The sequence below is a fragment of the Ligilactobacillus araffinosus DSM 20653 genome (assembly GCF_001435375.1).
Taxonomy (GTDB): domain Bacteria; phylum Bacillota; class Bacilli; order Lactobacillales; family Lactobacillaceae; genus Ligilactobacillus; species Ligilactobacillus araffinosus.
In genome coordinates, this window is the sequence record NZ_AYYZ01000029.1 from 289469 (window position 1) to 315155 (window position 25687).

Sequence of the window (25687 nt, forward strand, 5' to 3'; positions counted from 1 at the left end):
AGTAGTTGAATTGGCAGTTTCAGAGAGTAGATGGTTGGTGTGAATTTACAAGTGCGATTTAACGAAGACACTTTTGAGGTGTACTGATGTACCGTGATGAGCGTTATTCTAAAGTAAGAAGTTAAGGTGGTACCGTGCACAGTGTGCGCCCTTGTCAGTAATGACAGGGGCGTTTTCTTTTTGATCGGAATTTAAATGAAAGGAATGAGTCTTTTGAAGTATCAAAAACCAAAGGGAACAGCTGATATTTTGGCAGATGAATCTGCAAAGTGGCAATATGTCGAAGCCAAAGCACGTGAATTATTTAAGAAATACCGTTATCACGAAATGCGGACGCCAACGTTTGAAAACTTTGAAGTCTTTTCACGAACTTCTGGGGAAACGTCTGACATCGTAACAAAGGAAATGTATGATTTCCATGATAAAGGTGATCGGCATATTACATTACGACCGGAAGGAACAGCGGGTGTTGTGCGGTCGTTTGTTGAAAACAAGTTATACGGACCAGAATATCAAAAGCCGTATAAGGTTTACTACATGGGACCAATGTTCCGCTATGAACGGCCACAATCAGGACGATTACGTGAATTCCACCAAATCGGGGTCGAAGCTTTTGGAGTGGATAATCCAACGCTTGATGTGGAAGTCATTGCGATGGCAATGGACTTATTGAATTCAGTTGGAGTTCACAGTTTGAAGCTGGTTATCAATACGTTAGGCGATTTGGAAACCCGGAAGAATTACCGGCAAGCATTGATCGACTACTTGGAACCGTTTGAAGACCAATTATCAGAAGACTCAAAGGAACGTTTACACAAAAATCCATTGCGGGTCCTTGATAGTAAGGATGAAAATGACCAGAAGATCGTTGAAAATGCGCCATCGATTCTTGATTTCTTAACTGAAGATTCTCAAAAGCACTTTGATACGGTTAAACAATTACTTGAAAACCTCGGAATTGAATACGAAGTCGATGCTAACATGGTTCGGGGGTTGGATTACTACAACCACACAATTTTTGAAATCATGAGTGATTCAAAGGCCTTTGGCGGTAAGTGGACAACGGTTTGTGCCGGCGGACGGTACAATGGCTTAGTTGAACAACTTGGCGGCCCAGCAACTCCAGGAATCGGCTTCGGACTTGGGGTCGAACGGTTATTACTTGTTTTGGATGCGGAACAAGATAAATTACAATTGGATGATGAATTGGATGCTTACATTGTCGGTATTGGCGATGAAACGAATGTCAAGTCATTGGAAATCGTTCAAGCATTGCGTCACCAAGGATATACTGCTGATCGGGATTACCTTGATCGTAAGCCAAAGGGACAATTCAAGACTGCTAGTCGTTTGAATGCGAAGTACACGATTACGATTGGTGAACGCGAATTGCAAGAAAACAAAGCCAACGTGAAGAATATGGAAACGGGAAACGAAATCAGTGTTTCGCTTGATGATGTGATTAACGATTTTGCAAAAGTAATTAAGTAGTGGAGGAAGTTTATTTTGAGAAGAACAACATATGCAGGTTTGGTTGATGAACAATATTTAGGCCAAGAAGTTGTCTTAAAAGGCTGGGTTCAAAAGCGGCGGAACCTTGGAAACTTGATCTTTATTGATTTGCGGGACCGTGAAGGCATTGTGCAATTAGTCTTCAGTCAAGAATTTGGTCCGGATGCCTTAAAGATTGCTGATTCATTACGGAGCGAATATGTTATCGAAGTTGTCGGGAAAGTCGTTGCCCGGGATGAAAATGCCATTAACCCGAACATGAAGACCGGGAAAGTTGAAGTCGAAGTCAGTGACGTTCACATTTTGAACAAGGCAAAGTTAACGCCATTTGAAATTACTGATAATACAAATGCAACCGATGACATGCGGTTGAAGTACCGTTACCTTGATTTGCGCCGACCAGAAATGCAAAAGGCCTTGATGATCCGGAATCGCATCACGCAAACGGTTCACCGTTACCTCGATGAAAACAGTTTTGTAAATATTGAAACACCATATTTGACCCGATCAACGCCTGAAGGAGCCCGGGATTACTTGGTTCCTTCACGGGTATATCCGGGACACTTTTACGCATTGCCGCAATCACCACAATTGTTTAAGCAATTGTTAATGGGGGCGGGCTTTGACCGTTATTACCAAATTGCACGGTGTTTCCGTGATGAAGACTTGCGGGGCGATCGGCAACCAGAATTTACCCAAATCGATATTGAAACGTCATTCATGGATCAAGACGAAATCATGGAAATGACGGAAGGATTATTGAAAGCGGTCATGAAAGATACGCTTGGCATTGAATTGCAAACACCAATTAAGCACATTACATGGGATGAAGCCATGGATCGTTATGGTTCTGACAAGCCAGATATTCGATTCGGGATGGAACTAAAAGATATGGCGGATGCCGTTAAAGGCGCTGGCTTCAAGGTCTTTGATTCAACGCTTGAAGATGGCGGCCAAGTTAAGGCAATTGCGGTTCCTGGCGGCGCGGATGCTTACTCTCGGAAACAAATCGATGCTAAACAAGAATACATTAAACGCTTCGGTGCAAAAGGTTTAGCATGGATGAAGGTTACGGATGATGGCTTGCAAGGACCAATCGCAAAATTCTTCAAGGATCGCCGTGACCAAATCTTGGAAGCTGCTGAAGCAAAACCAGGCGACTTATTGCTCTTCGTTGCTTCAACGCGCAAAGTTGTTGCTGATTCATTAGGCTACTTGCGGAAAGAAATTGCGAAGGAACAAGGCATGATCAATGAAGATGAATTCGCCTTTATCTGGGTTGTTGACTGGCCATTATTCGAATACAGCGAAGAATTCCAACAATACATTGCTGCCCACCATCCATTCACAATGCCGAATGAAGAAGACCTTGAATTGTTGAAGACGGATCCGCACAAGTGCCACGCTCAAAGTTACGACATTGTCTTGAACGGTTACGAACTTGGCGGGGGTTCAATCCGGATCCACCAACGTGAAGTTCAAGAAGACATGCTCAAAGCCCTTGGATTCACCAAGGAACGCGCCGAAGAACAATTCGGCTGGTTCATGGATGCGTTAGATTACGGTTTCCCACCACATGGCGGCCTTGCCTTAGGCTTAGACCGGTTCGCAATGTTGCTTGCGAAGAAAGACAACATTCGTGAAGTGATTGCCTTCCCGAAGAACTCAAAGGCAACCGAACCATTAACTCACGCCCCGAGCGAAGTTGCTCCGCAACAGCTTGAAGACTTGCACATCGAAGTTGCAGATGAGGGTAAGGAAGATAGTGAAGAATAGTTAATAACTGAATAGATTGAAAACACTCCCGACGGCATGGTTGGGGGTGTTTTTGTTAAAATTTTTGATTGAAGTGAGTATATTCTTATATAATTATGATATAACCAATTTAAGCGTTTAAGATTTAACTAGTAGTTAAAATAACTGTTAAGGAGAATTTAAAATGGCATATGAATTTCAAAATTTAAAACAATCAATAAATCGTAATGTTAATACAATTATGCCACAGGAAGAGCAGAAAGAATTTTTTAGTAACGCACTTACTAAGTACTTAGAAAGTATAAGAGAAAATGAGCACCAAGATGAAGAATTTCAAAAAGGTGTTTTCCGGGATTTTCTAAAAGCGGTTATTCCTGATAAACAAATAAATGTTAGTGAAAAAATAGATTTAGCGATTTATAATGGAAATTCTTCAGAAAGTAAAGTAGGAGTCATCATTGAATATAAAAAATTGGATAATAAAAGTGAGATGATGAGTGAAGATAATATAAATACAAAGTCTTTTCGAGAATTGGTGGCTTATTATCTCAGAGAAAGAGTTATAAATAAAAATTTAGAAGTAAAAAGGGGAATCATAACAAATGGATATTCTTTCTTTGTTATAAATTCCTCTGAGTTGGAGAAATTCTTTTATAAAAATAAAAGATTAGTAGATAATTTCAATAAGTTTGAAAATAGACAATTGGCAAGTCAAAAAACAGATTTTCTTTTTGATGAAGTAATTGCTCCTGAAATAGATAGAGCGTTAAAAAAGAAAATAAAAATTGCGCATTTTGATTTAAATGATTTTTTAGTAGATGATCAAAATATAAGAATAAAAAAGAATATGATTACGCAATTATATAGGTTTTTTAGTTCTGAGAATCTACTAAATGAAATGATTTTTGCTGATGCTAATAGTCTTAATAAAAACTTTTATAATGAATTGCTGTATATTATGGGACTTCATGAAGAAAGAAAAAATGGAAATAAATTAATTACACGATTAAAGGAAAAAGACAGACAAGATGTTTCATTAGTAGAGAACGCAATAGAACAATTAGATTTAAAAGGTGTAAGCGAAGATAGACAACTAGATAATGCGATCCAATTAGTTGTTGTATGGATTAATCGAATATTATTCTTAAAATTACTAGAATCATCATTAATTTCATTTAACAAAAGTAATGCGTATAATTTTTTGAATTATAATAAACTGAACACTTTTGATGATATAAATGAATTATTTTTCGCTGTAATGGCAAAAAAAGAAGAAGAACGGACAGATAGAATAAAAAAGAAATATCCCAATGTTCCTTATATGAACAGTTCTTTATTTGAGCCAACCGATTTAGAAATGTCTAAGGAAGGTTTTACAATTAACGAATTACGCGAAGGAAAAATTCAAGTCTATTCAAAGACTAAACTGAAAGATACAAATGGGAAAAAGTTAAAGGGAAAAATAAATATTTTAGAATATTTATTTAAGTTCTTGGATTCATATGATTTTACCTCATCTGGCAGTGCAAAAAATAAAAAGGAACAAGGACAATTAATTAATGCTTCTGTTTTAGGATTAATTTTTGAAAAAATTAATGGATATAAAGATGGTTCTTTCTTTACACCAGGAAAGATAACAATGTATATGGCTAAAAAGGCCTTATATCAATCAGTATTAACAAAAGCAAATGAAATTTTTCACTTGAATATTCAAAGAATTGAAGAACTAGCTCAAATAACTAGAGATATATCTTTTTCAATGGAACAAAGAAGAAAGTTAAGCGATGCGATTGATTCATTAAAGATTTTAGATCCTGCAGTTGGATCGGGACATTTTTTAGTTTCAATTTTAAATGAAATAATTGCATTGAAGGCATCTTTACGTATTTTATTTGATGCAGATGGCAATTTGTTAAATTATATAAGTTGTACAGTTGCAAATGATGAATTAATAATACAGGATGATTATGGTAATAATTATTCCTATGATGCTAGTAAACCAAAATCTTTAAAAATTCAAAAAGCTCTCTTTAATCAGAAGAAAAAGATAATTGAGAACTGCTTATATGGTGTTGATCTTAATCCTAATTCTGTAAATATTTGTCGATTACGTTTATGGACAGAGCTGTTAAAAAATTCTTATTATGAAGAGGATGAAAATGGAGACAGACATTTAACAACTTTGCCTAATATTGATATTAATATTAAGGTTGGAAATAGTTTAATTCATCGTTTTGGATTAACAGATAATTTTGATTTACGCAAGAGTGAGTTTAAACAATATACGAAATTAATAAAAGATTATAAAAATACAGGCGACAAAAAATTAAAGCATGAAATCAACGAAAAAATTAATGCAATTAAAAAAACTTTTATTGATAGTTTTAGAACTCCAGAAGGAGATAGGTTTGAAGAAGCATTAAATAAATTAAATAAAGTTGGGCAAGGAAACCTTTTTAAAGATTTTGATAGTGTAGAATTTTCAAAATTAAAAGAAAAAGCAGATATAGCACGAAAGAAATTTGAGAATCGAAAAAACGATCCGTTTTATAAAGATAGTTTAGAATGGAGAATTGAATTTCCAGAAGTTTTAGATGAAAATGGTAATTTCGAGGGATTTGATATTGTTATTGCTAACCCCCCGTATATTTTTGCTCGAAATCAATCGTTTGATAAAAAAACGAAAGAATATTATTTAAAGCATTATGAAGTCGATGAGTATCAAGCCAATACGTATACTTTGTTTATGGAATTAGGGTTTAATTTACTTAAGCAAAATGGAACTTTTGCATATATTGTCCCAAATAATATGCTAACAATTCAGTCAAATCAAAAAATTCGAAAGTTCCTACTTGATTATTCTGGAGATCTAGTTATTATTGATTCATTAGACAAGATTTTTGCAGATGCAAGTGTTGATAATTGTTTGGTCTTTTTGAAGAAAAATATGTCAAGTTCTATAACATTTGGGGAGTTAATCAATGATAATTTTGAACTAGTAGGAACTGTAGATAAAGCATTTTTTGATGATGAAAACCCAATGTTTAGTATTTCAATGGTTAAGTATAAAGATGCCATTGATATTTTCAACAAAATGGAGAAATGTTCAAGAATATCTTCAGAAACTTCAAAGCAATTACAGATTGCGGAAGTAAAAACTGGAATAAAAGCCTATCAAAAGGGGAAAGGAAAGCCTAAACAAGGCAAGGAAGACGTGCAAAATAGGATATATCATTGTAAAGAGAAAAAGAATATGTCATATTTACCATATTTAAATGGCAAAAATGTTAGTAGATATAAAATGACATGGGACGGAGAATACGTAAAATACGGTGATAATTTAGCAGAACCAAGAAAAACAACGAATTTTAAAGAACCACGTATTTTGGTTAGACAGATACCATCTAAGAATGTATATGCAATCGAAGGAACATATATAGAAGGAGAATTTATTAATGATTTAAATTCAATGGTTATAGAAAATTCAAACATGAATTTGTTAGCACTGTTAGGAGTCCTTAATTCTAAAATTGAAACATTATGGTTCTTAATGAAGTTTGACAAATTTCAACGTAGAGTATTTCCACAATTTAAAGTAAAGGAACTAGAACAATTTCCGATTCCAAACATGAATCAACAGCAACAAGAGCAACTGGCCAGTTTAGTTAATGTTGTGCTTAGTAAAGCCTCGAAAAATGAAAACTTTCGATATGAAAATAATGAAATAGATGAGTTAGTAATGGATTTGTTTGGATTAACTGAAATAGAAAAAAAGATTGTAAGAGATTTTACCTTATAGGGAGAGAACTTTAATAATTAATAAAGAAGCATTAACTATATTTTGAAGTGCAAGACAAAAGTTAGACAAGATTAAATTATTAAGCTATCAAGGCGTGATTTCGGTATTCAACCGGAGTCATGCCTTTTGTTTTTAAAGTCGTTCTAACATTATTAAAATATTGAATATAATTTTGAGAAAGTTTCCTTAATTCTGTAATATCTTTACATGGCGGAAAGCCGGCCAGTAATTCCTTTTTGTACAGGTGGAAGAAACTTTCTACCGGAGTGTTATCTAAGCAATTTTCCTTGCGGGACATACTTTGAACAAAGTGATAATTCGCTAACTTTTGAGTATAGTAAGCTAACTGATAATGCCAGCCCTGGTCGGAATGAATGATTGGCTGGGCATCATCAGGTAAGTTATCAATTAATTCTTCAAGGGTGCGCATAATTAGTTCTTTATTTGGGCTAGTACTAAGCTGGAAAGCCAGGCTATCTTGGCTAGCTTCATCCATCATCACTGAAATATAAGTCCATTGATGGTTAGCCAACCGGACTTGCGTAACATCCGTATGAATAACTTGGTAAGGTTGATGTGCATTAGATTCTTGGTTCAATTTATTAGCTGCAATCTTCCCCACCGTGCCATGATATGATGAATATTTACCGTTACGGTGGCGGTTATAGAGACTTACTTCACTCATTAGCTTGCGAATCGTATCGCCAGACAAGTGTAATTCCAGTTTATCTAATTCGGCTTGAATCCGACGATAGCCCGCAGTCCAACTCTCTCGGACCTTAAAACGTTGTGCGATTTGAAGAATCATTTTCTTCGCTAATTCTTCTTTTAAGTGGTCAAGCTCACTTTGATGTGCGAGTTGACGCCGTTGTTTTTTAGGATGGTTCACTTTCGGTGGCCTACCTTTCGGTTGAGTATTCAAGGCAGTAATTCCTTCCCGTTCAAACCTTGAACGTCAGATAGAAATCTGCGGCGGTGAAACGTTAAAGCGTGCCGCTACTTCAGCCATCGAATCCTCGTGAGTTTGGTAATAGTTTATCACATTTAATTTGAAATCAGCAGTAAAATTCCGTTTATGTCGCCGCCTGAGGACGTCAGGACCATTCAACCGGTATCCTTGAATCCACTTAGCGATTTGCCTTCTTCCAATATGGTATTTCTTACTTAAATCATTGGTACTCTGCGCAGTTGAAAGATATTCATGATTTTAATTCAGGTTTATATTTAACCATACAAAAAGTGCCTCACAATCATTAGTTTTTGTCTAACAATTGTAGGGCACTTCATTTGATAGTTAGTGCTTTTTCTGTTTAAAAAGTGTAGTTAGTAAAGAAATTACTATTATCTATAATGTGGATGATTTGAAAAAGTATTATAGTTCATTGATGCTAATTCTATTAATTGATATAGTGATTAATAATAAGTATTAATATAATAATTATTTTTTATAGGAGAATATAATGTCAAATGTGAAAAACACTTATTTTTATGGTTTTAATACGCCTAAATATAAACAAGAAAACAAAAAATATTATAAAGATGACACAGAACTAGTTCAAGATTCAGGTCAAGAGTTCACTTCTCAAATGTTTAAGGATACAGTAAAAGCTGAGATTCAAAAATTACTTAATAAACCATATGAAAACATAGTAGTTTTAGCAGGAGCTGGAGCGTCAATTTGTGAAAATGGAAACAAAGGTAAAACAGTTTCACAGTTATATGGCGATATTAAAGAACTGTTAGAGAATGATGGAAATCTATATACTTTTGATGATTTAAAAAATAGAACAATAATTGATGAAAATGATGAAAATTTAGAAAATATTTTATCTGTGTTAATTAAAGCTATTAGTCTTTTTAAGGGGATAAAAAGTAATGAATTTTCAGAATTTATTGATGTGAATAAATTGAATCAAACAGTAGAAAAAATAAAACAACATATTTATCAAGTAACCAGTGAATACGGGTTTGATAACAACTGTAAACATGATCTCTTGATAAAAAAACTATCAAGGCTTCTCCCTAGCGATTCACGTTTGAATATTGTAACGACAAATTATGATCGATTATTTGAAGGAGCGGCTTCTAGTCTTGGATTCTGGGTTTTTGATGGATTTTCTTTTTCGAATCCTCCAATTTTTGATGCAGACATTTTTGATTGGAAATTAGTGAAAGAAATTCCAAATAGTAAGACTCAAGAATTGAAATATCGATCAAACATGATTAATTTGTTAAAAATACATGGTTCTGTTGATTGGGAGATGGACGAAAAAGGACAACTAATCAAAATTTTAACTAATAAACAAAGGGATGTTATAAGTCCAGTAATGATTTTTCCAAGTTCAGAAAAATATATGCAAAGTTATCAAGAACCATATTTTTCATTAATGACAAAGTTTCAAGAGTTATTGAGAAAACCAAATACTCTTTTTATGACAATCGGTTTTAGTTTTGCAGATAATCATATTTTTGAGATGATTTTGCAAAGCATCAAACATAATAATAGTCTATCAACGTTAATTACTGATTATACTTTGGATGGTGATAAAAATCCTAATTGGGAAAAATTATCAGAAAAATCAGAGATGTATGATATCCACTTTTTAAAGGGTGCATTAAATAAAGATTTATTAGATTATTTATAGGTGAGTAATTATGAAAATTGATGAGCTTTTTAAAGATTCAGAAGATAGCAATGTTAAAGAGAATTACTATATAGGGAAAGTTACCCAAATTTTTTCTGATAGTATTTATATCCAATTTGAAAATCTAAATACATCTTCGTCGAGAATTTTTTTAGGAGACTATCTGTGTCCAGGTAAAGTCGGAGAATATGTTATTATTGATAATTTTCCACTTCCGTTAGTTGGAAAAATAGAACAGATTAAATTGAAAGATAGTGATAATGTACATCAGTCGTTAAAAAATGCAGATGATGAGACTATTTATCCAACAAGTAAAATTCAAATTATTGGCACAGTTAACATTATTGATGATGAAGTTAAAGTAGAATTTGATGGTTTTAAAGTCCCAGAATTAGCGCAGAAGGTTTATGTTTGTTCAAATAAAATTGTTAAAGCAATTGATGCTACACTTTACAGAAAAAAGCCAGAAGAAAATAATAGTATTTCATTTTGTAATTTTCATAATGGTGATAAATTTCAAATTGCTGTCGATGATTTATATCAACAACATTTAATGATTGTTGGGAGTACCAATAGTGGTAAATCTACGTCAGCATTATCAATTATAGATAAATCATTAAAAAAAGGTGTTAAGTATCTTATTTTAGATCCTACTGGTGAATATTCAGGAAGCTTTGATCTTTGTAAAAATATTGATAAATATACATTGGGAGAAGATCTATATGTAGAGAATGGTCATATTCGAATAACTCAGTGGTGTGATATGATAGGAACAAATAATGATTCTCAACCTGCAACTTTAAATAAAGCAATAGAAGGATTAAAAATACAGCATCGGAAAAAGAAAAAAGGGGTGTATGAGTATATTGGTAAAAATATTTCTATTGTTGAGAATGAAATTCTAGGTTTTGAAAATGAATGTGAAAATTTTGACGTCTCTCTGTTAGGAAAGCAAATTAAAGAACAATCGGTAGAGCCTGAAAGAAATAACAATATATATAAGCAAAGTAGTTTCAAATTAGGGCCAAACATGTATCTGATAGACAAAATAAATTTGTTAATAAGCGATAATGACTTTATAAAAATTTTTAATTTTACGGGAAAAGAAAAAGAGAATAAATCTTTACAATCTATACTGGATGAATTTTATGAAAATAAAAATTCATTGTATATTAATTGTTCAAAAATCAATAACATTAATGTAATGTCAGTGTTTATTTCAATTTTAATTGATACAGTGTTTACAAATTCTTTAAAACTTAAAGAGAGAAAATCATTTATAATTTATCTTGATGAAGCACATCGTTATATGAAAAATGAAGTTTCAAAAGAAGCTCTGATAAGAATTGCACGTGAAGGGCGTAAATATGGTATATTTATGAATTTAACAACACAAAGTCCTAATGATGTTCCAGATATTTTACTAAGTCAAATTGGTACATTTCTTATTCATCGTCTGTCTCATAATTCAGATATTCAAACAATGTTAGAGTTTACTAAGGAAAATGTTGGATTACAATACCTGGGACAAGGAGAAGCAATTTTAACAAGTGTTCATTTAACTCAGGATGTTAAGATCGATGTAAATAAGAGTAAATTAACACATAAAAATAATACACCGAGTCTATTAAATAAGTAATATTGTAGAAAGAGAAGTCAAACAAAGTAATTGTTGACTTCTTTTTAATTTCTAAAATTACAATTATAATTAATCCAAAATTTCCAATTTTTATAAACATAATTATAATTAAACGGATTTTTCAATTTTTTATAAACGCAATTATAATTCTTCGATTTAAATTCATATTGAAACAGCTTTTATGAATAAAATTTTAGTAATCAATTGTGGGAGTTGAGTTTAAAGTTCAAATTTTTGATAACAGAGGGGAAGCGATCATTGCGCAAGGATTAGTTGGACGTATTAGCCAACAAGAATCATCGATCAAAGTTAAATATAAAGTAGACTTTACAGGAACAGTTTCAGATCATACTGCTGCGCTGAGTTTTATTTTTAAGCAATTAATTAAGTTAGGGATTATTTCTAAACTAGATGAAATCTGTGCAGTAGGGCATCGGGGCGTTGCCGGCGGTAAATATTTTGACCATTCGGTAATTGTTACCGAAAAAGTAATGAATAAAATTGATAAATTATCAGAATTAGCTCCAATACATAATCCGGCTAATTTAAAAGAAATTAAAATTTGTAAACGTCTATTACCTAATGCAATTGAGATAGCAGCTTTCATCATACTATTCCAGAGAAAAACTTTATATACAGTGTTCCTTATGAATGGTATTCAAAATATCATGTACGACGTTATGGTGCACATGGGATTAGTCATCAGTATATTGCAATAAAAACAGCAGAATCTCAATAATTTAACAATGATTTCATATCATTTAGGTGCTGGCTCATTGTGTGCTATAAAAAATGGAAAGTCTTATGATATTTCAATGGGATTCACGCCACTTTCGGGAGCCCAAATGGCAACTCGTTCAGGTGATGTGGATGTTTCTCTTGTATCATATATTATGAAAAAATTAGATATTAAAAGTATTGACAAAATGATTTATTTTTTAAATAAAGAATCCGGATTCAAAGGTGTTTCAGGTGTATCTGCTGATATGCGTGAGGTTGAGCAAGCTGCCGCAGCTGGTAACCAACGAACAAAACTAGCCATTGAGCTATATATTACTAGTATCATTCGTTATATTGGACAATATATTGCAGAATTACAAGGAATCGATGCAATTACGTTTACTGCTGGAATTGGTGAAAATGGTATTAAAGTTCGTTAACAAATTTTAAAACATTTTGGATATCTTGGAGTAACAGTTGATAAAGAGAGAAATAATGTACGAGGTAAAATCCGATTGATTTCTGGAGATGATTCAAAGATTCAAGCCTTTATGAATATCATTATGAGAATAATGTTGAAGATGATCGTGATGATTATGAAATTGGATTTCAAAAGGGAAAACAAGACCAATTTAACCATTTTAAATTTTTCCCATTGAATTTGTTTAAGAAACTCAATCAACTATTTCATGGTAGACTTCATGAAATTATTGATTATATTGAAGGTTATCGAGCAGCATTTAAAGCGTAAGCAAACTCTGTTTAATGATTAATTCATTAAGCAGAGTTTTTATTTTTAAATGAATATGCTATATTATAATTGTTAATCGAACATATGTTTGCGAGGGGGTTAAAATGGAACGGCGATCTTATATTGCGATTGATTTAAAATCATTTTATGCCTCGGTTGAGTGTATTGCCCGTGGATATGACCCATTAGACACTAATTTAGTGGTTGCGGATGAAAGTCGAACAGATAGGACGATCTGTCTTGCGGTTTCGCCTGCGCTTAAAAGTTTTGGAATATGCAGCCGGCCACGATTATTTCAAGTTAAACAGAAGGTTGATAATTTTAATTATCAACGAAAATACCGTATGGTTGGACATCGGTTAAAGGGTTACTCAGTAAATCGAAAAAAAGTTCAATCCAACCAAACTATTGGATTAGATTATTTGGTTGCTCGCCCGCGGATGAAATATTATGAACAGTTGAGTGCGGAAATTTATGGAATTTATCTTCGATATGTTTCCCAGGAAGATGTTTATCTTTATTCAATTGATGAAGCATTTATTGATGTAACGTCATATTTGAAAACTTATAGTTGTTCAGCCCAAACGTTGGCTGAAAAAATCATAAAAGATATATATGATGAAACTGGATTGACTGCAACGGTCGGAATAGGGACGAATTTGTATTTGGCGAAGGTGGCAATGGATATTCTAGCCAAGCAAATGACGCCGACCAAACACGGAGCTAAAATTGCAGAATTAACCGGAATGAAGTATCGAAAATTACTTTGGAATCATCAACCGTTAACGGATTTTTGGCGGATTGGAAAGGGATATGCCCATAAATTAGCACAATTAGGACTTCATACAATGGGTGAGATTGCGGCCTGTTCCGTAAATCCGCCTCGTTTGGATGATCAGTATAATGCCGAGCTGTTATATCAAACATTTGGTAAAAATGCTGAAATTTTAATTGATCATGCCTGGGGATATGAACCGTTAACAATTAAAGATATTAAAACATATGAGCCTAAACATCATTGTTTATGTGTGGGCCAACTTTTAATGAAGCCTTATACGTTTGCTCAAAGTCGGTTGATTCTAAGTGAAATGAGCGATGAGATTGCTTTAAAATTAGCAGCCACACATCAACTTACAACTAAACTTAATTTGAGCATTCACTATGATGAAAAAACTTTTGAATTGATCCCCAAGATTGCCGAATATGAAATTGACCGGTTTGGTCGTAAACGGCCGAAGTCGATTCGTAAAAAAATAAGTTTAGCACGCCCAACTAACGCTAATACAACTATTCGGCAAGCACTTCAAAAATTATTTAATGACTATGTTAATCCTCATTATCTTATTCGCCGCATAACAATTACAGCTGAGGAAGTGGTTGAGGAACAAGCAATGTATGATTTTCAAGAATATAAGCAGACAAACCTTTTTATTCAAGAAAAAGTTAACTCCAAAATTATCCAAGAACGTGATAATGAGCAGCGAGTCATGAATTGTCAAAATGCAGTTCTAAAAATTAAAGATCGTTTTGGAGCAAACTCAATTTATAAAGCAATGGATATCAAAAAAGATTCAATGACTCTTCGGCGAAATCAACAAATTGGCGGTCATTTAGCCTAGAAAGTGAAGGTGCAATTGATGAAGTATGATTATCGTAAAATTATTAAAATCCCGTATTATCAGTCACCGGCACATCCCCGAATGCCAATGGCGGAACGGGCGGCGATCTTTTTGCCATTTGCGGCATTAAGCGGGTTTGAAGATGAAATTGAACGGGTAAAGAAAAAACATCTTGAAGAAAATCGTTAATAATAGTTTGAAATGGTAATTAGGTCTTTAGCGGTGTATAATCTAAAATTAAAAAATTAGAAAGTGGTCAATATGTTACACATCTTAGTTTTATTACTAATTATTGTTTTAGGGATTCGCATATTGGATAGTTGTTCGGGATGTTTAATTTTAATTGGGTTAGGATTTTTAACCCTATTTCTTTTTAAATGGTGGATTGTTTGGTTAGGGATTGCTTTGATTGTATTTTTATTCAATTTGTAAGGTCATCAATCTTTGAAAGATAGGATATAAGATATAATAAAAGTGAATTTGAATTAATAATTTTTAAAATACCAATTAAGGAGAAGGCTAATGATGAAAGATGCAGTTCTTATAATTGACATGGTTAATGATTTTGTAACGGGAAAGTTTAAAAATGAACGGGCCCAAAAAATTATCCCGGCATTTCAAAAATTAATTGCGGCGGCGCATGAACATAATGTGCCGGTGATTTACTGTTCAGATGCCCACTTACCAAATGATTATGAACTAAACATTTGGGGTGAACATTGTATGAAAGGAACCTGGGGTGCTCAAGTCGTTCCTGAATTAGCACCGCAAAAAGCTGATTTTTCTTTACATAAAAGAACTTACTGTGCCTTTTTCCAAACCGGATTAGACAGTCTGTTACGTGAATTAAAGGTTGAAAATATTATTTTGACGGGGGTTGTAACCGATATTTGTGTTCTAAATACAGCAGCTGCCGGCTTTTTTAACGGTTATCATGAAATCGTACCACCCGAAACAACCGAGCCATTAAAGTCGGAAACGAAGCAAGATAATTTAAACTATATGCATGATAATTACCAAGCAGAAATCATGGCATTAGATAAGGTTATTGACCGGTGGAAAACTAAATAGAATTATTTTGAAGTGTAAAGTAAAGAAGAATACGGATAATGAATTTTAAACGTATGAAGTTATTTTAACTAAAGCGGATAGCAATTTAATAAGACTTCTTAACAAATATTTTGTGCTTATTATGAACATTTTAAAAATTCTAAACATGCTATAATAACTCTCAAAAAGGAAATTTTGATTTACTTCGGAGGAGAACATGGCAACTGAAGAACAAATTCAAGCAATTATGAAGTTACGTGAAGACTGGCAAGATGAAGATGATCAACGTGATGAAAATCTACCGCACGTTTTTGAGGGAATTGAGCGGATTGATAATCTGCAGTATGGTGATGATAAACAGTGGAATTTATTAGATGTTTATCGTCCGCAAAAACGTGATGGAAAATTACCAGTTATTATTTTGATTCACGGTGGCAATTGGTGTTATGGAACCAAAGATACATACCAATATTACGGAATGGAGTTGGCTCAGCATGGTTTTGCCGTGGTAAATGCTAGTTATCTCCTAGCTCCGCAAGTCGTTTTTCCTGGAGAACTGGACGATATTAATCGCTTTGTCACTTGGACGATTACTCATGCTAATGAATATGGATTTGATTTAGATAATGCCTTTCTTTGCGGTGACAGTGCTGGTGGACAAATGACGTTGCAATATTTAACAATTTGGGCAAATCCAAATTATCGTAAATTATTTGGCTACGGACAACCTCAAATTAAGTTTCGGGCGGGTGTGTTAAACTGCGCACCGTATTTTATGCTGACACAAAAATTGTGGACTTCAACTAAAGCATATTATACAGATGAAATTATGCAGCATCAGCAAGCAATGGTTGGAACTGAAAATCATTTTAATGACCAAATACCGCCATTATTTATCGCAACTGCAAATAACGATTATCTTCGAGATGATTCAATGAAATTTGCTGGATTTTTAATGGCTAAAAAGCACCCGCATGTCGCAAAGGTATATGGTGATGAAGACCATCAATTGAAACATGATTTTATGATCAATCAAACTAATGCGTTAGCAAAACAAGCAACGCTGGATGAAATTCAATTTATGAAGAAATATATTAAATAACTTGTAAAAACAATCTTTTCAGTGAAATCGAAAAGATTGTTTTTTAATCCTTTACAGTTTCTTTTAATCATTGATAAAATTAAGATTGAATGTATAATATAGGAAAAATTACCAATATTAGAAAAGTGGTTACAGAGAAGAAAAATGAATGAGCTACAAAAAATGTGGAAGAAACACATTTACCTATCGCGAGCATCAGCAGCATTGATCTATGGATTATTGGTATCAGTTGCAATGAATTTTTTCTGGGATCCCGGACACATTTATTCATCGGGGATCACTGGCTTAGCACAGCTTCTGAATTCATTGTTTAAGCACACGCCAGTTCCGATTACGACTGGGACGTGGATTTTCTTGCTGAACTTGCCGTTAATTATCTTGGCATGGAAGCAGATTGGACATCGTTTTACGATTTTTACGGTCATTGCGGTTGTGTGCTCAAGTGTAATGATCAGGCTGCTTCACCCAACCGTTTTAACAAAGGATCCGATCATTTGTGCAATTTTTGGTGCTATTCTGAATGGATATGGAACTGGATATGCATTGAAGAGCGGAATTTCAACTGGTGGATTGGATATTATCAGTTTAACGGTCCGGAAATTAACAGGAAAATCTGTTGGAACGGTTAATATTATTTTTAATATCTTTATTGTATTAGCCGCCGGGTTAATTTACGGATGGCCATATGCATTTTATTCAGCAATCGGGCTGTTTATTAATGCTCAAGTTATGGATGCGGTTTATACCCGGCAACAAAAGATGCAAGTTATGATCGTGACAACGAAGCCGAACAGCGTTGTTGATTGTATTCAAAGTCACTTACGGCGTGGAATTACGATTGTTCATGATGCCGAAGGGGCTTATCGTCATGATGCAAAGACGATTTTATTTACGATTATTTCACGATACGAAATTCCTGACTTGCAAGAAGCTTTGAATGAGTCTGATCCACAGGCATTTGTAAGTATTACGGAAAATGTCCATACAATTGGACATTTCTATGAACCAGAACCGTAAGTCTAGTAATGAGGGTTTATTTTGAAAAAAGTAATTTACATTTGGCTCATTAGTTTAATGTCACGGTGGAAACGGGTTAAAGACCCGCAAGACGTTGTGTACTTGATGAGTTTTGCGGGAAATGAACATTTAATTAAAGCGTTTGCCGATTTAGCAAAGCAGTTAGGAAGAAATTTTACCGTTTTATATTTGCCGCAGTGTCAAACAGCAGCAGCGAAGCTTGCAGCTAAGGGGATTCAGACTGTTGAATTTGCGGATGGTTTTGATTTTTTATTGCATAAATTACAAATTGTAATGCAGGCGCGGTTATTATTGTGTGATAACTATTATGCGTTTTTGAGTGGCTGTGCTTTTAATCAGCAACGAACCCATGTCGTTCAACTCTGGCATGCTAATGGTGCGATCAAAACGTTTGGCTGGGAAGAATTAACCACGTCTCAACGTTCAGCAGCAGATAAGCGCCGTTTCCAAAAAGTTTACGATCAGTTTGATGAATATTTGGTCGGATCAAAGAAGATGGCACAGGTATTTGCGCAAAGTTATCATGTTCCGCAAACCCGAATGAATGTGATAGGGTATCCACGGACAGATCAATTGTTTAATAAAAGTTGGCAAATACAAGTTTCTCAAAAAATTAAAACTCAATATCCTTGTCTTATCGGGAAAGAATTAATTTTGTATACACCAACTTACCGAGAAGATAAGACAGGAAAACCAACAATGAACCTTCCTGAAGATTTTAAACAATTTGTTAATCAATTATCCGGTAACCAACGATTAATCATTAAACTGCATCCGCATGTTAAAGCGGTTGAAAAACAATTAAAACAGCAGCTGAATTCAGATAAGGTCATTTGGGTCGATGATTTTAGTACCAATGACTTGTTGCTGGTTGCTGACCGGTTGATTACCGATTATTCATCGGTGATTTTTGATTATTCTTTGCTGCCAAATGCAAAGCAAATTTTATTTTATTGTTATGACTATGATCAGTATGCACAGCAAGTTGGAATTCAAGCCGATTTTAAGTCCTGGATTCCTGGGAAGATGGTAACAACCACGGCGGAATTAATTAAAGAAGTCCAGCAACCATTGGAAGCAACAGACTTTACACAGTTTAACCAACTGTGGAATACAGCTAATGACGGTCATGCAACTGAGCGGGTTTTACAAAATGAACTGAAATACATTCAAAAATAATTAAGAAGGAGATCTCCAAAATGCGGAAGCGAATTACAGTTCTGGGTTTTTTTAGTGAAGATATTGGTTTAACATGCTTTTTTAAAACGAATTACCGAGCTTTATTGGCTGACGGGTATGAGTTTAATATTATTAATATTGCAAATTACCGTCCAGCACGTGAATTGAAACATTTTGGAAACTATTATGAAGTTCCATTTTACTTTACCGATATTAAGGATAAACACTTTTTGCGGAAACGGCGGGCATTTAATCACCAACTTCATCAGGTTTACCAAGAATGCCTGTTAAATAGTGATGTAATTCATCTTTATTTGAATATGCTATGTGATCCGGTTTCGATCGTTTATGCGCGCCGGCTTGGATTTGAGCGGGTGATTGTGCACGCATACTCGAACCTTGGAGGAACGATGAACCTGACCAGTCGGCAGTTGCAAAAGGTTGGCAGACGAATGGCGGAAGTCTATGGAACTGACTTTTTGGCAGTTACGCAAGGGGCAGCGGACTTTTTCTTCTCGTCACGAATTCAACGCAGTCCGCGCTTTAAGTTACTTCCTGATGGAATTGCGGTTCGCAAGCAGCGTTATCACGAAGAACAGAATATTTATTATCGCAAACGGTATGACATTAATGAAAATGACTTTGTAATTGGAAATATCGGGCGGTTTATTGATGTCAAAAATCAATCATTTTTGATTGACAGCTTCAATCTGTTTCAAAAGATCAATCCAAACGCAAAGTTAGTTTTGATTGGCGATGGGCCAAAACTGGAAGAAGTACGGCAAAAGGTTTATCAATTACATCTGGAAGGCCGCGTAATTTTTACCGGCTATCTTGAAAATACGGAAGAAGTTCAAAATATTTTCGATGTTTTTGCCTATCCAGCCGAATCGGGCGGCTTATCGTTGGCGTTATTGCACAGCCTTGCAAATGGGGCGAAAGCAGTCGTTTCACAACGGCAACCAGCAGAGGTGCAAACGTTGGGTGCAGTAACGACGCTTTCAATTGATAATCCGCAAAGTTGGGCAGATGAATTTCACTCATTAAGTTTGGAGACGAGCAACCGGTTTGAACAAAGCTATAACACAATGAATGAATTGATCGAAAAAGGATATACGATTTCAACTTCAACGAAGGCTCTTCGAAAACTTTATGGCAAACCTCAATTGGAGGATGATTATTAAAAATGCGGGCAGCAGTTATTGGATATAATATTTTTGCGGTCGGCGGAACAACGCAAAGTAATTTAAATTTATTAACAACCTTAAACCAGCATTATACTTCAACGGTTTATTTTAATTATTTACCGTTTAATGCCACGGATATTCATCAATTAAAAAAACGGCATCATGGACTAGCAAAGACGCAATTTGCATTGATCAAAGATCTGTTTGAGCAGGAAAGCCAATCAGTGGGGCCATACGATGTTATTTGGATTACGCGGGAAGATCTTTTTCCATTAAGTACAATTTTCCGCCATGCAAATCCGCAAGCGTTGATCATCGGCGAGGTTCATACGCCGTTAGCGCTTCTTGATGATAATCTTCCGGGATTGAATGATTTATCATGCGTCCGGGTTGCAACGCCATCAATCAAGGATGAGTTTGAAGAACGATATAATTTTAAACGAATCTACGTGCAAATGGTCGGTCTTGATCACTTAAAATGGGGCAAGATTGATGATCAATTAAGTCCAAATTTTGTGGTTCAAAGCCGATTCTTTGAAAAGCAAAAGGACATTATGTACAGCTTACGACTGATCAATGATTTGAAGCAGCATGGAAAGACAGCTTTTCATCTATACATTCAAGGAATGGGCGCGGATGAATTTGATTATCGTAGCTACATTGACGGCAATCATTTACGTTCAATGGTTTCAATCAATCGGCCGCTTCCACAGCATTATACGTACCTTTCAACGTCGAAGTTTGAAACCCTCGGATATTCAATTGCCGAAACGGTTGCCCAAGGCCATCAAGTATTAGCCTATTTGGGCGATGATGATGTGATCTATGAAAACTTTAAAGATGTACCGATGGTTCATTGGATCGAAAAGCATAGTCTGGCTGAAGATGCTGAAAAAATGATCGCAATCAGTCAGCATGCGGTCACCACCGATGAATTTGAACAGTCCCAAGCAGCATTAAAGGCAATGGCAGCCGATTATTATTCAAAGTTTGTTGAGCGCACCCAGCAATTCGAAAATCTGGAATTTAATCTCCAACCGTGGACGGATAAAGATAAACTTCAAATTCAGCAAACAATTGAAAATAAGCTTGGACCATTGAATCCAGGCTTGCCCCGGCGGCTGTATTACCGAATGATCAAAGCGCCGATTTTTAAGAAAATTTTTGGATTGCGCTTTTTCCAACGGGTGAAGAAAAAAGTTAAGTAGGAAAGAAGATTTTTATGACAAACTACGTGTTGACCTCTGATATTTATAAGGGCTATAAACATGCGGGCCCGAAAGCGAAAGCAGATATTAATCAGTTTCTTGGCGAAGTTGGTTATCAGATTTTGGATTTGGATCTGCCAATTAAACGAATTCAGAAATTAGGTTATCGAATCTTTAAGTTACCGCATTTATTTAAAAATAAAAATGCCGATAAGATTATTTTTCAATATCCAATGTATACAGTTTTTTTGACAAAGGCGATCATTAAAGAGGTTCGGCGACAAACAAATGCCAAATTAATTTTTGTAATTCACGATTACGAAGCCATTCGGAAATATAAAGGCGATCAAAAATTCTTTAAGGATGAGGTGGCAATTTTTAATGCCGCTGATTGCCTTATTGTACATAGTCAGGCAATGAAGGACAAAATGCGTCAAAACGGAGTAACAACGCCCATGGTAATTCTTGGGGCCTTTGACTATTACAATCCGCAAAAACTGGTTGAAAATCATGAATATCACCAGTCAATTTGCTTTGCAGGTAATCTTGAAAAGTCTTCTTTCCTTACCAAATTAAAATTGCAGCATAGTCATGCGTATCTTTTCGGAATGGACCCGGCCCCTAAATATCCAATCAATATTTCATATGAAGGTCTTTATCAGGCTGAAGAACTTCCAAAACATTTAAAGGGTGATTTCGGACTGGTTTGGGATGGAACATCGCTTGATGGTGATGGCGGGATTTATGCAGATTACCAGCACTATAATGCGCCGCATAAAACATCTTTATATTTGAGTTCTGGAATGCCGGTCATTGTTTGGAATCAGGCGGCAATCAGTAAGTTTGTTCTTGATGAGCATGTCGGGATTGCGGTTGAAAGTCTTGAAAATCTTGACGAAACCTTGCAAAATATTAGTGCAGATGAATATTTTGAATTCCAAGCCAATGCACAAAAGTTAGCCGTAAAATTACGGAATGGAATGATGATCAAAAATGCGATTCATCAAGCTGAAGAAATCATCGATCAGAATGGAGTGAAGACAAAATGAAACGGGTAATTACATACGGAACATTTGATTTGCTTCACTATGGTCACGTTAATTTACTGCGGCGAGCTAAGGAATATGGCGACTACTTGATTGTGGGGCTTTCAACGGATGAATTTAATTGGAAATCAAAACATAAAAAAGCATATTTTGATTATGCTAAACGCAAGCAGCTTTTAGAAGCGATTCGTTACGTTGACCTGGTAATTCCAGAGGAAAGCTGGGAGCAAAAAAAGACTGATATGAAAAAGTATAAGATCGATACCTTTGTGATGGGTGATGATTGGAAAGGCAAATTTGACTATCTCAAAGATGAAGGCGTCAAAGTAGTTTACCTTCCACGAACCCCTGAAATCAGTACAACACAAATTAAAACGGATTTAAATGAGAAAAGAGGAAAGTAAATTGCTGATTGGATCACATGTAAGTATGAGTGGGAAAAAGATGTTGTTAGGGTCAGCTGAAGAGGCTTTCAGCTATGGCGAAAACACGTTTATGATTTATACAGGCGCACCTCAAAATACACGGCGTAAACCGATTGCTGAAATGAATATTCATGCGGGGCAAGCATATATTAAAGAACATGGCATGTCACATATTGTTGTTCATGCCCCATATATTATTAATTTGGGAAATACTAAGAAGCCTGATAAATTTGCATTTGCCGTTGATTTTTTGCGGAAAGAAATTGAACGAGCTGATGCTCTCGGAGCAGATCAAATGACGTTGCATCCTGGCGCTCACGTCGGGGCTGGAGCGGAAGCCGCAATTGCGAATATTGCTAAAGGATTAAATGAAGTCTTGACCCCTGATCAACATGTTCAAATTGCGATTGAAACGATGGCCGGAAAAGGAACGGAAGTTGGCCGGTCATTTGAAGAAATTGCATCAATGATTGATCAAGTTCAACTTAATGAAAAGTTAACCGTTACTTTGGATACCTGTCACGCAAGCGATGCGGGTTATGCAATTAAGGATGATTTTGAAGGCGTTTTGAACGAATTTGATCATGTGATTGGTCTTGAGCGGTTGAAGGTGATTCATTTGAATGATTCAAAGAACCCGCAAGGCAGTCATAAGGACCGGCATGCCAACATTGGATTTGGTGAGATTGGTTTTGACGCACTGAGTAAAATCGCCCATTTTGAAGATTTAAAGGAAATCCCAAAGATTCTTGAAACTCCATTCATTGGGCCAGATAAAAATCATAAGTATGCTCCGTATGGATATGAAATTCGGATGCTTAAGGATAATCAGTTTGACCCTGAAATGCAGGATAAGGTTTTGGAGAATAAGGGAAAATAAGTCAAGGTGTGACCACCCAATAAAAATAAGCGTGGTGGAAGCAGAAAAGTAAATGAATTGCGATGCATAGATGCGGATTTTTCGGACTTTACTAGCTTTGTGTCGTAGCTCGTTTGTTTTGAAATTCGATTATGCAAATATAGCAATCGCGACTGTAATTGTTTTACAATCGCGATTTTTTTAAATGAACAAAACACTGCAGAAAAGAATCAGGTCAAGGATAACGGACCAAATTAGAATTTTCTTTGGATAAAATTTCCGGTAAAAAGTAATGTAAAAGTATGTTTTCCCAAAATTAAAAAATTTTCCCATCCAGAAGTAAAGAAAATAGAGAATTTCAACTAAAATCAGGAATGCCAAAATTGTTGCTAAGATATGATGCATTTTTTGAACTCCTTGTTAAATCGTAATATCTTCATCGTACCACATTTAGCTGAAATTCAGGATGAAAATCCAGAAATTTACTGGGTTCACTAGAGAGAATATGGTATGATAACCGTAGTATAAATGCAAATTTAAACCGAGGTAATTGGAGGTCCAAAAATGGAAATCAATATTGACAAGTATATTGCTGAACAACCTGCATTGGAAGATATTAAAAATCAAAAACCAACTTTTTGGGTAAATCCGTATAAAGTTGCGGAAAATGAAATTTGGAATCATGAAGAACTTGGCTTAGCCGACATTGAAGCAGCCGAAGCAGATTTAGAACGTTACGCTCCGATGATCGCTAAACTTTTCCCGGAAACTGCAGCGACAGACGGAATTATTGAATCAGAACTTGAGAAGTTAGACAAAATGCAAGCTGAAATTGAAAAGAATCATGAGTTTCATGGTCATTTATACATGAAAATGGATTCTGATTTACCGGTTGTTGGTTCAATTAAAGCTCGGGGTGGCATTTATGAAGTTTTGAAGCATGCCGAAGATATTGCCTTGCAAGAAGGTTTATTGAAATCAAAGGAAGATGATTATACTAAATTAGTTACTCCGGAAGCCAAGAAACTTTTCAGCCAATATAAGGTTCAAGTTGGTTCAACCGGAAACCTTGGAATTTCAATTGGGGTAACGGCGGCTGCACTCGGATTCAATGCTATTGTTCATATGAGTTACGATGCCAAACAATGGAAGAAAGACTTATTGCGTGAAAAAGGTGCAAAGGTTATTGAATATGATACGGACTTTAATATTGCCTTGAAGAAAGGCCGGGCCGAATCCGACGCTGATCCAAAGAGTTACTTCGTTGACGATGTTAAGTCACGGATTTTATTTTTAGGTTATGCAACATCAGCATTACGAGTAAAGAAGCAATTTGAAAAACAAGGAATCAAGGTCGATAAGGACCATCCGGTATTCGTATACAGTCCAGCAGGTGTTGGTGGTTCATCAGGTGGTACGTTATTCGGAATGAAAGCCGTCTTTGGTGAAGCTGCGCGGGTATTCCTTATTCAACCAACCCACTGTCCAAGTATTCCATTGGGGATGGTAACTGGTTTAAACAATGATGTTTCAGTAATGGACATTGGCCTTGACGGTAAGACTGAAGCTGATGGATTGGCATGTCCAAGCCCATCAACGTTCTCTGGCGATTATATGAAACCAATGCTTGATGGTGAATTCACGGTTCGTGATGGAGCTTTGTTTGATTATTTACGTGAACTTCATTCTTCAGAAGACATGATGATTGAACCATCATCATGCGCAACGTTTGAAGGCCCAATTAAACTATTTGAAAACAAGTATGCAAAGCAATTCATGAAGGATAATGGTTTAGATAAGATTCAAGATAATATTATTCATCTTACATGGGCAACTGGTGGTTCAATGGTTCCGGATGAAATTAATCAACAAAATCTTAAGACTCATTTAGACGATTAAAATTAAATTTTTAGGCAGATCGAAAGTTGTTTTTGAGCAACTTTCGATTTTTTTGTGGTTGCTTGAAATGATTATAAAGAATCTAATTTTAAATTAATTGATGTAAAAGTTAAGAATCGCCGTTATGTTAACGTTTACATTCGAGCTATATAAATATGCAAAAAATCTTTTCTCATAAAAATAAATTTTATTGATTAAATCGTTGTATCCGGTTACATAACATGTTATAAATAGATTTGTAAGGGAAATAATTA

Annotated in this window: 20 protein-coding genes, 1 pseudogene and 1 other annotated feature (1 of these 22 only partly in view); of the genes and pseudogenes, 18 read left to right on the top strand and 3 right to left on the bottom strand. The window is 35.1% G+C overall.

Features of this window, described 5'->3' with window-relative positions; translation table 11 throughout:
- Positions 1 to 156 (top strand) — a binding site (T-box leader); it begins 21 nt to the left of the window's first position.
- 57 nt (positions 157 to 213) lie between these two features.
- The 3 genes from hisS to FC64_RS05955 all read left to right on the top strand — a co-directional run bounded on the left by hisS (position 214) and on the right by FC64_RS05955 (position 7066).
- Complete coding sequence (gene hisS / locus FC64_RS05945; protein WP_057906992.1) at positions 214 to 1491, top strand: histidine--tRNA ligase; 1278 nt, start codon at positions 214 to 216, stop codon at positions 1489 to 1491.
- Positions 1492 to 1506: 15 nt separating this feature from the next.
- Positions 1507 to 3288 carry an aspartate--tRNA ligase gene (aspS, locus tag FC64_RS05950; protein ID WP_057906993.1) on the top strand — a complete coding sequence of 594 codons (1782 nt, stop codon included), beginning with the start codon at positions 1507 to 1509 and terminating at the stop codon, positions 3286 to 3288.
- A gap of 163 nt (positions 3289 to 3451) precedes the next feature.
- Positions 3452 to 7066 carry a type IIG restriction enzyme/methyltransferase gene (locus FC64_RS05955; protein WP_057906994.1) on the top strand — a complete coding sequence of 1205 codons (3615 nt, stop codon included), beginning with the start codon at positions 3452 to 3454 and terminating at the stop codon, positions 7064 to 7066.
- 79 nt (positions 7067 to 7145) lie between these two features.
- On the opposite strand, the gene FC64_RS07425 is transcribed toward FC64_RS05955, so the two are convergent.
- Together FC64_RS07425 and FC64_RS07480 are read right to left on the bottom strand one after the other, a co-directional pair.
- Positions 7146 to 7955 carry an IS3 family transposase gene (locus FC64_RS07425; RefSeq protein WP_235804841.1) on the bottom strand — a complete coding sequence of 270 codons (810 nt, stop codon included), beginning with the start codon at positions 7953 to 7955 and terminating at the stop codon, positions 7146 to 7148.
- A 66-nt stretch (positions 7956 to 8021) separates the two neighbouring features.
- Complete coding sequence (locus tag FC64_RS07480) at positions 8022 to 8216, bottom strand: transposase (RefSeq protein WP_235804850.1); 195 nt, start codon at positions 8214 to 8216, stop codon at positions 8022 to 8024.
- 310 nt (positions 8217 to 8526) lie between these two features.
- Between FC64_RS07480 and FC64_RS05965 the strand changes: the two genes are divergently transcribed.
- From FC64_RS05965 to FC64_RS06025, 14 genes and pseudogenes are all read left to right on the top strand, one after another.
- Complete coding sequence (locus FC64_RS05965) at positions 8527 to 9711, top strand: SIR2 family protein (protein WP_057906995.1); 1185 nt, start codon at positions 8527 to 8529, stop codon at positions 9709 to 9711.
- Positions 9712 to 9721: 10 nt separating this feature from the next.
- Complete coding sequence (locus tag FC64_RS05970; protein WP_057906996.1) at positions 9722 to 11350, top strand: ATP-binding protein; 1629 nt, start codon at positions 9722 to 9724, stop codon at positions 11348 to 11350.
- Between the two features lie 206 nt (positions 11351 to 11556).
- Positions 11557 to 12510 (top strand): annotated as a pseudogene (locus FC64_RS07485) (acetate/propionate family kinase).
- Positions 12511 to 12925: 415 nt separating this feature from the next.
- Entirely contained in the window at positions 12926 to 14440 is a 1515-nt protein-coding gene (locus tag FC64_RS05980) for a Y-family DNA polymerase (RefSeq protein ID WP_057906997.1), read from the top strand.
- A gap of 18 nt (positions 14441 to 14458) precedes the next feature.
- Entirely contained in the window at positions 14459 to 14629 is a 171-nt protein-coding gene (locus FC64_RS07440) for a hypothetical protein (RefSeq protein WP_202987275.1), read from the top strand.
- Between the two features lie 333 nt (positions 14630 to 14962).
- Positions 14963 to 15511, top strand: a complete 549-nt coding sequence (locus FC64_RS05985) for a cysteine hydrolase family protein (protein WP_081035650.1) — start codon at positions 14963 to 14965, stop codon at positions 15509 to 15511.
- 196 nt (positions 15512 to 15707) lie between these two features.
- Positions 15708 to 16592 carry an alpha/beta hydrolase gene (locus FC64_RS05990; protein ID WP_057906999.1) on the top strand — a complete coding sequence of 295 codons (885 nt, stop codon included), beginning with the start codon at positions 15708 to 15710 and terminating at the stop codon, positions 16590 to 16592.
- 144 nt (positions 16593 to 16736) lie between these two features.
- Positions 16737 to 17609 carry a YitT family protein gene (locus tag FC64_RS05995; protein WP_057907000.1) on the top strand — a complete coding sequence of 291 codons (873 nt, stop codon included), beginning with the start codon at positions 16737 to 16739 and terminating at the stop codon, positions 17607 to 17609.
- Positions 17610 to 17630: 21 nt separating this feature from the next.
- A complete protein-coding gene (locus FC64_RS06000; protein WP_235804842.1) occupies positions 17631 to 18809 on the top strand; it encodes a CDP-glycerol glycerophosphotransferase family protein in 1179 nt (392 codons plus the stop codon).
- A gap of 20 nt (positions 18810 to 18829) precedes the next feature.
- The gene (locus FC64_RS06005; protein ID WP_057907001.1) at positions 18830 to 19993 is read left to right on the top strand and encodes a glycosyltransferase; all 1164 of its coding nucleotides are present in this window, start codon (positions 18830 to 18832) and stop codon (positions 19991 to 19993) included.
- A gap of 2 nt (positions 19994 to 19995) precedes the next feature.
- Positions 19996 to 21204 (top strand): glycosyltransferase family protein, encoded by a 1209-nt coding sequence (locus FC64_RS06010; protein WP_057907002.1) that lies wholly within the window; start codon positions 19996 to 19998, stop codon positions 21202 to 21204.
- A 14-nt stretch (positions 21205 to 21218) separates the two neighbouring features.
- Positions 21219 to 22253, top strand: a complete 1035-nt coding sequence (locus tag FC64_RS06015; protein WP_057907003.1) for a glycosyltransferase — start codon at positions 21219 to 21221, stop codon at positions 22251 to 22253.
- A complete protein-coding gene (gene tagD / locus FC64_RS06020) occupies positions 22250 to 22654 on the top strand; it encodes a glycerol-3-phosphate cytidylyltransferase (protein ID WP_057907004.1) in 405 nt (134 codons plus the stop codon). The genes FC64_RS06015 and tagD overlap by 4 nt, the downstream gene beginning before the upstream one ends.
- Position 22655: 1 nt before the next feature.
- A complete protein-coding gene (locus tag FC64_RS06025; RefSeq protein WP_057907005.1) occupies positions 22656 to 23555 on the top strand; it encodes a deoxyribonuclease IV in 900 nt (299 codons plus the stop codon).
- 180 nt (positions 23556 to 23735) lie between these two features.
- Here the strand turns inward: FC64_RS06025 and FC64_RS06030 are convergent, their stop codons facing one another.
- Positions 23736 to 23939, bottom strand: a complete 204-nt coding sequence (locus FC64_RS06030; RefSeq protein ID WP_057907006.1) for a hypothetical protein — start codon at positions 23937 to 23939, stop codon at positions 23736 to 23738.
- A gap of 159 nt (positions 23940 to 24098) precedes the next feature.
- Between FC64_RS06030 and FC64_RS06035 the strand changes: the two genes are divergently transcribed.
- The gene (locus tag FC64_RS06035; protein WP_202987276.1) at positions 24099 to 25433 is read left to right on the top strand and encodes a D-serine ammonia-lyase; all 1335 of its coding nucleotides are present in this window, start codon (positions 24099 to 24101) and stop codon (positions 25431 to 25433) included.
- The last annotated feature ends 254 nt before the right edge of the window (positions 25434 to 25687 follow it).

Excerpts from the sequence above, each read along its gene's own strand:
- FC64_RS05955 (WP_057906994.1), top strand. The coding sequence starts at position 3,452 with ATGGCATATGAATTTCAAAATTTAAAACAATCAATAAATCGTAATGTT.
- FC64_RS05965 (WP_057906995.1), top strand. The coding sequence starts at position 8,527 with ATGTCAAATGTGAAAAACACTTATTTTTATGGTTTTAATACGCCTAAA.
- FC64_RS05970 (WP_057906996.1), top strand. The coding sequence starts at position 9,722 with ATGAAAATTGATGAGCTTTTTAAAGATTCAGAAGATAGCAATGTTAAA.
- FC64_RS05980 (WP_057906997.1), top strand. The coding sequence starts at position 12,926 with ATGGAACGGCGATCTTATATTGCGATTGATTTAAAATCATTTTATGCC.
- FC64_RS07440 (WP_202987275.1), top strand. The coding sequence starts at position 14,459 with ATGAAGTATGATTATCGTAAAATTATTAAAATCCCGTATTATCAGTCA.
- FC64_RS05985 (WP_081035650.1), top strand. The coding sequence starts at position 14,963 with ATGATGAAAGATGCAGTTCTTATAATTGACATGGTTAATGATTTTGTA.
- FC64_RS05990 (WP_057906999.1), top strand. The coding sequence starts at position 15,708 with ATGGCAACTGAAGAACAAATTCAAGCAATTATGAAGTTACGTGAAGAC.
- FC64_RS05995 (WP_057907000.1), top strand. The coding sequence starts at position 16,737 with ATGAATGAGCTACAAAAAATGTGGAAGAAACACATTTACCTATCGCGA.
- FC64_RS06005 (WP_057907001.1), top strand. The coding sequence starts at position 18,830 with ATGCGGAAGCGAATTACAGTTCTGGGTTTTTTTAGTGAAGATATTGGT.
- FC64_RS06010 (WP_057907002.1), top strand. The coding sequence starts at position 19,996 with ATGCGGGCAGCAGTTATTGGATATAATATTTTTGCGGTCGGCGGAACA.
- FC64_RS06015 (WP_057907003.1), top strand. The coding sequence starts at position 21,219 with ATGACAAACTACGTGTTGACCTCTGATATTTATAAGGGCTATAAACAT.
- tagD (WP_057907004.1), top strand. The coding sequence starts at position 22,250 with ATGAAACGGGTAATTACATACGGAACATTTGATTTGCTTCACTATGGT.
- FC64_RS06030 (WP_057907006.1), bottom strand. The coding sequence starts at position 23,939 with ATGCATCATATCTTAGCAACAATTTTGGCATTCCTGATTTTAGTTGAA.
- FC64_RS06035 (WP_202987276.1), top strand. The coding sequence starts at position 24,099 with ATGGAAATCAATATTGACAAGTATATTGCTGAACAACCTGCATTGGAA.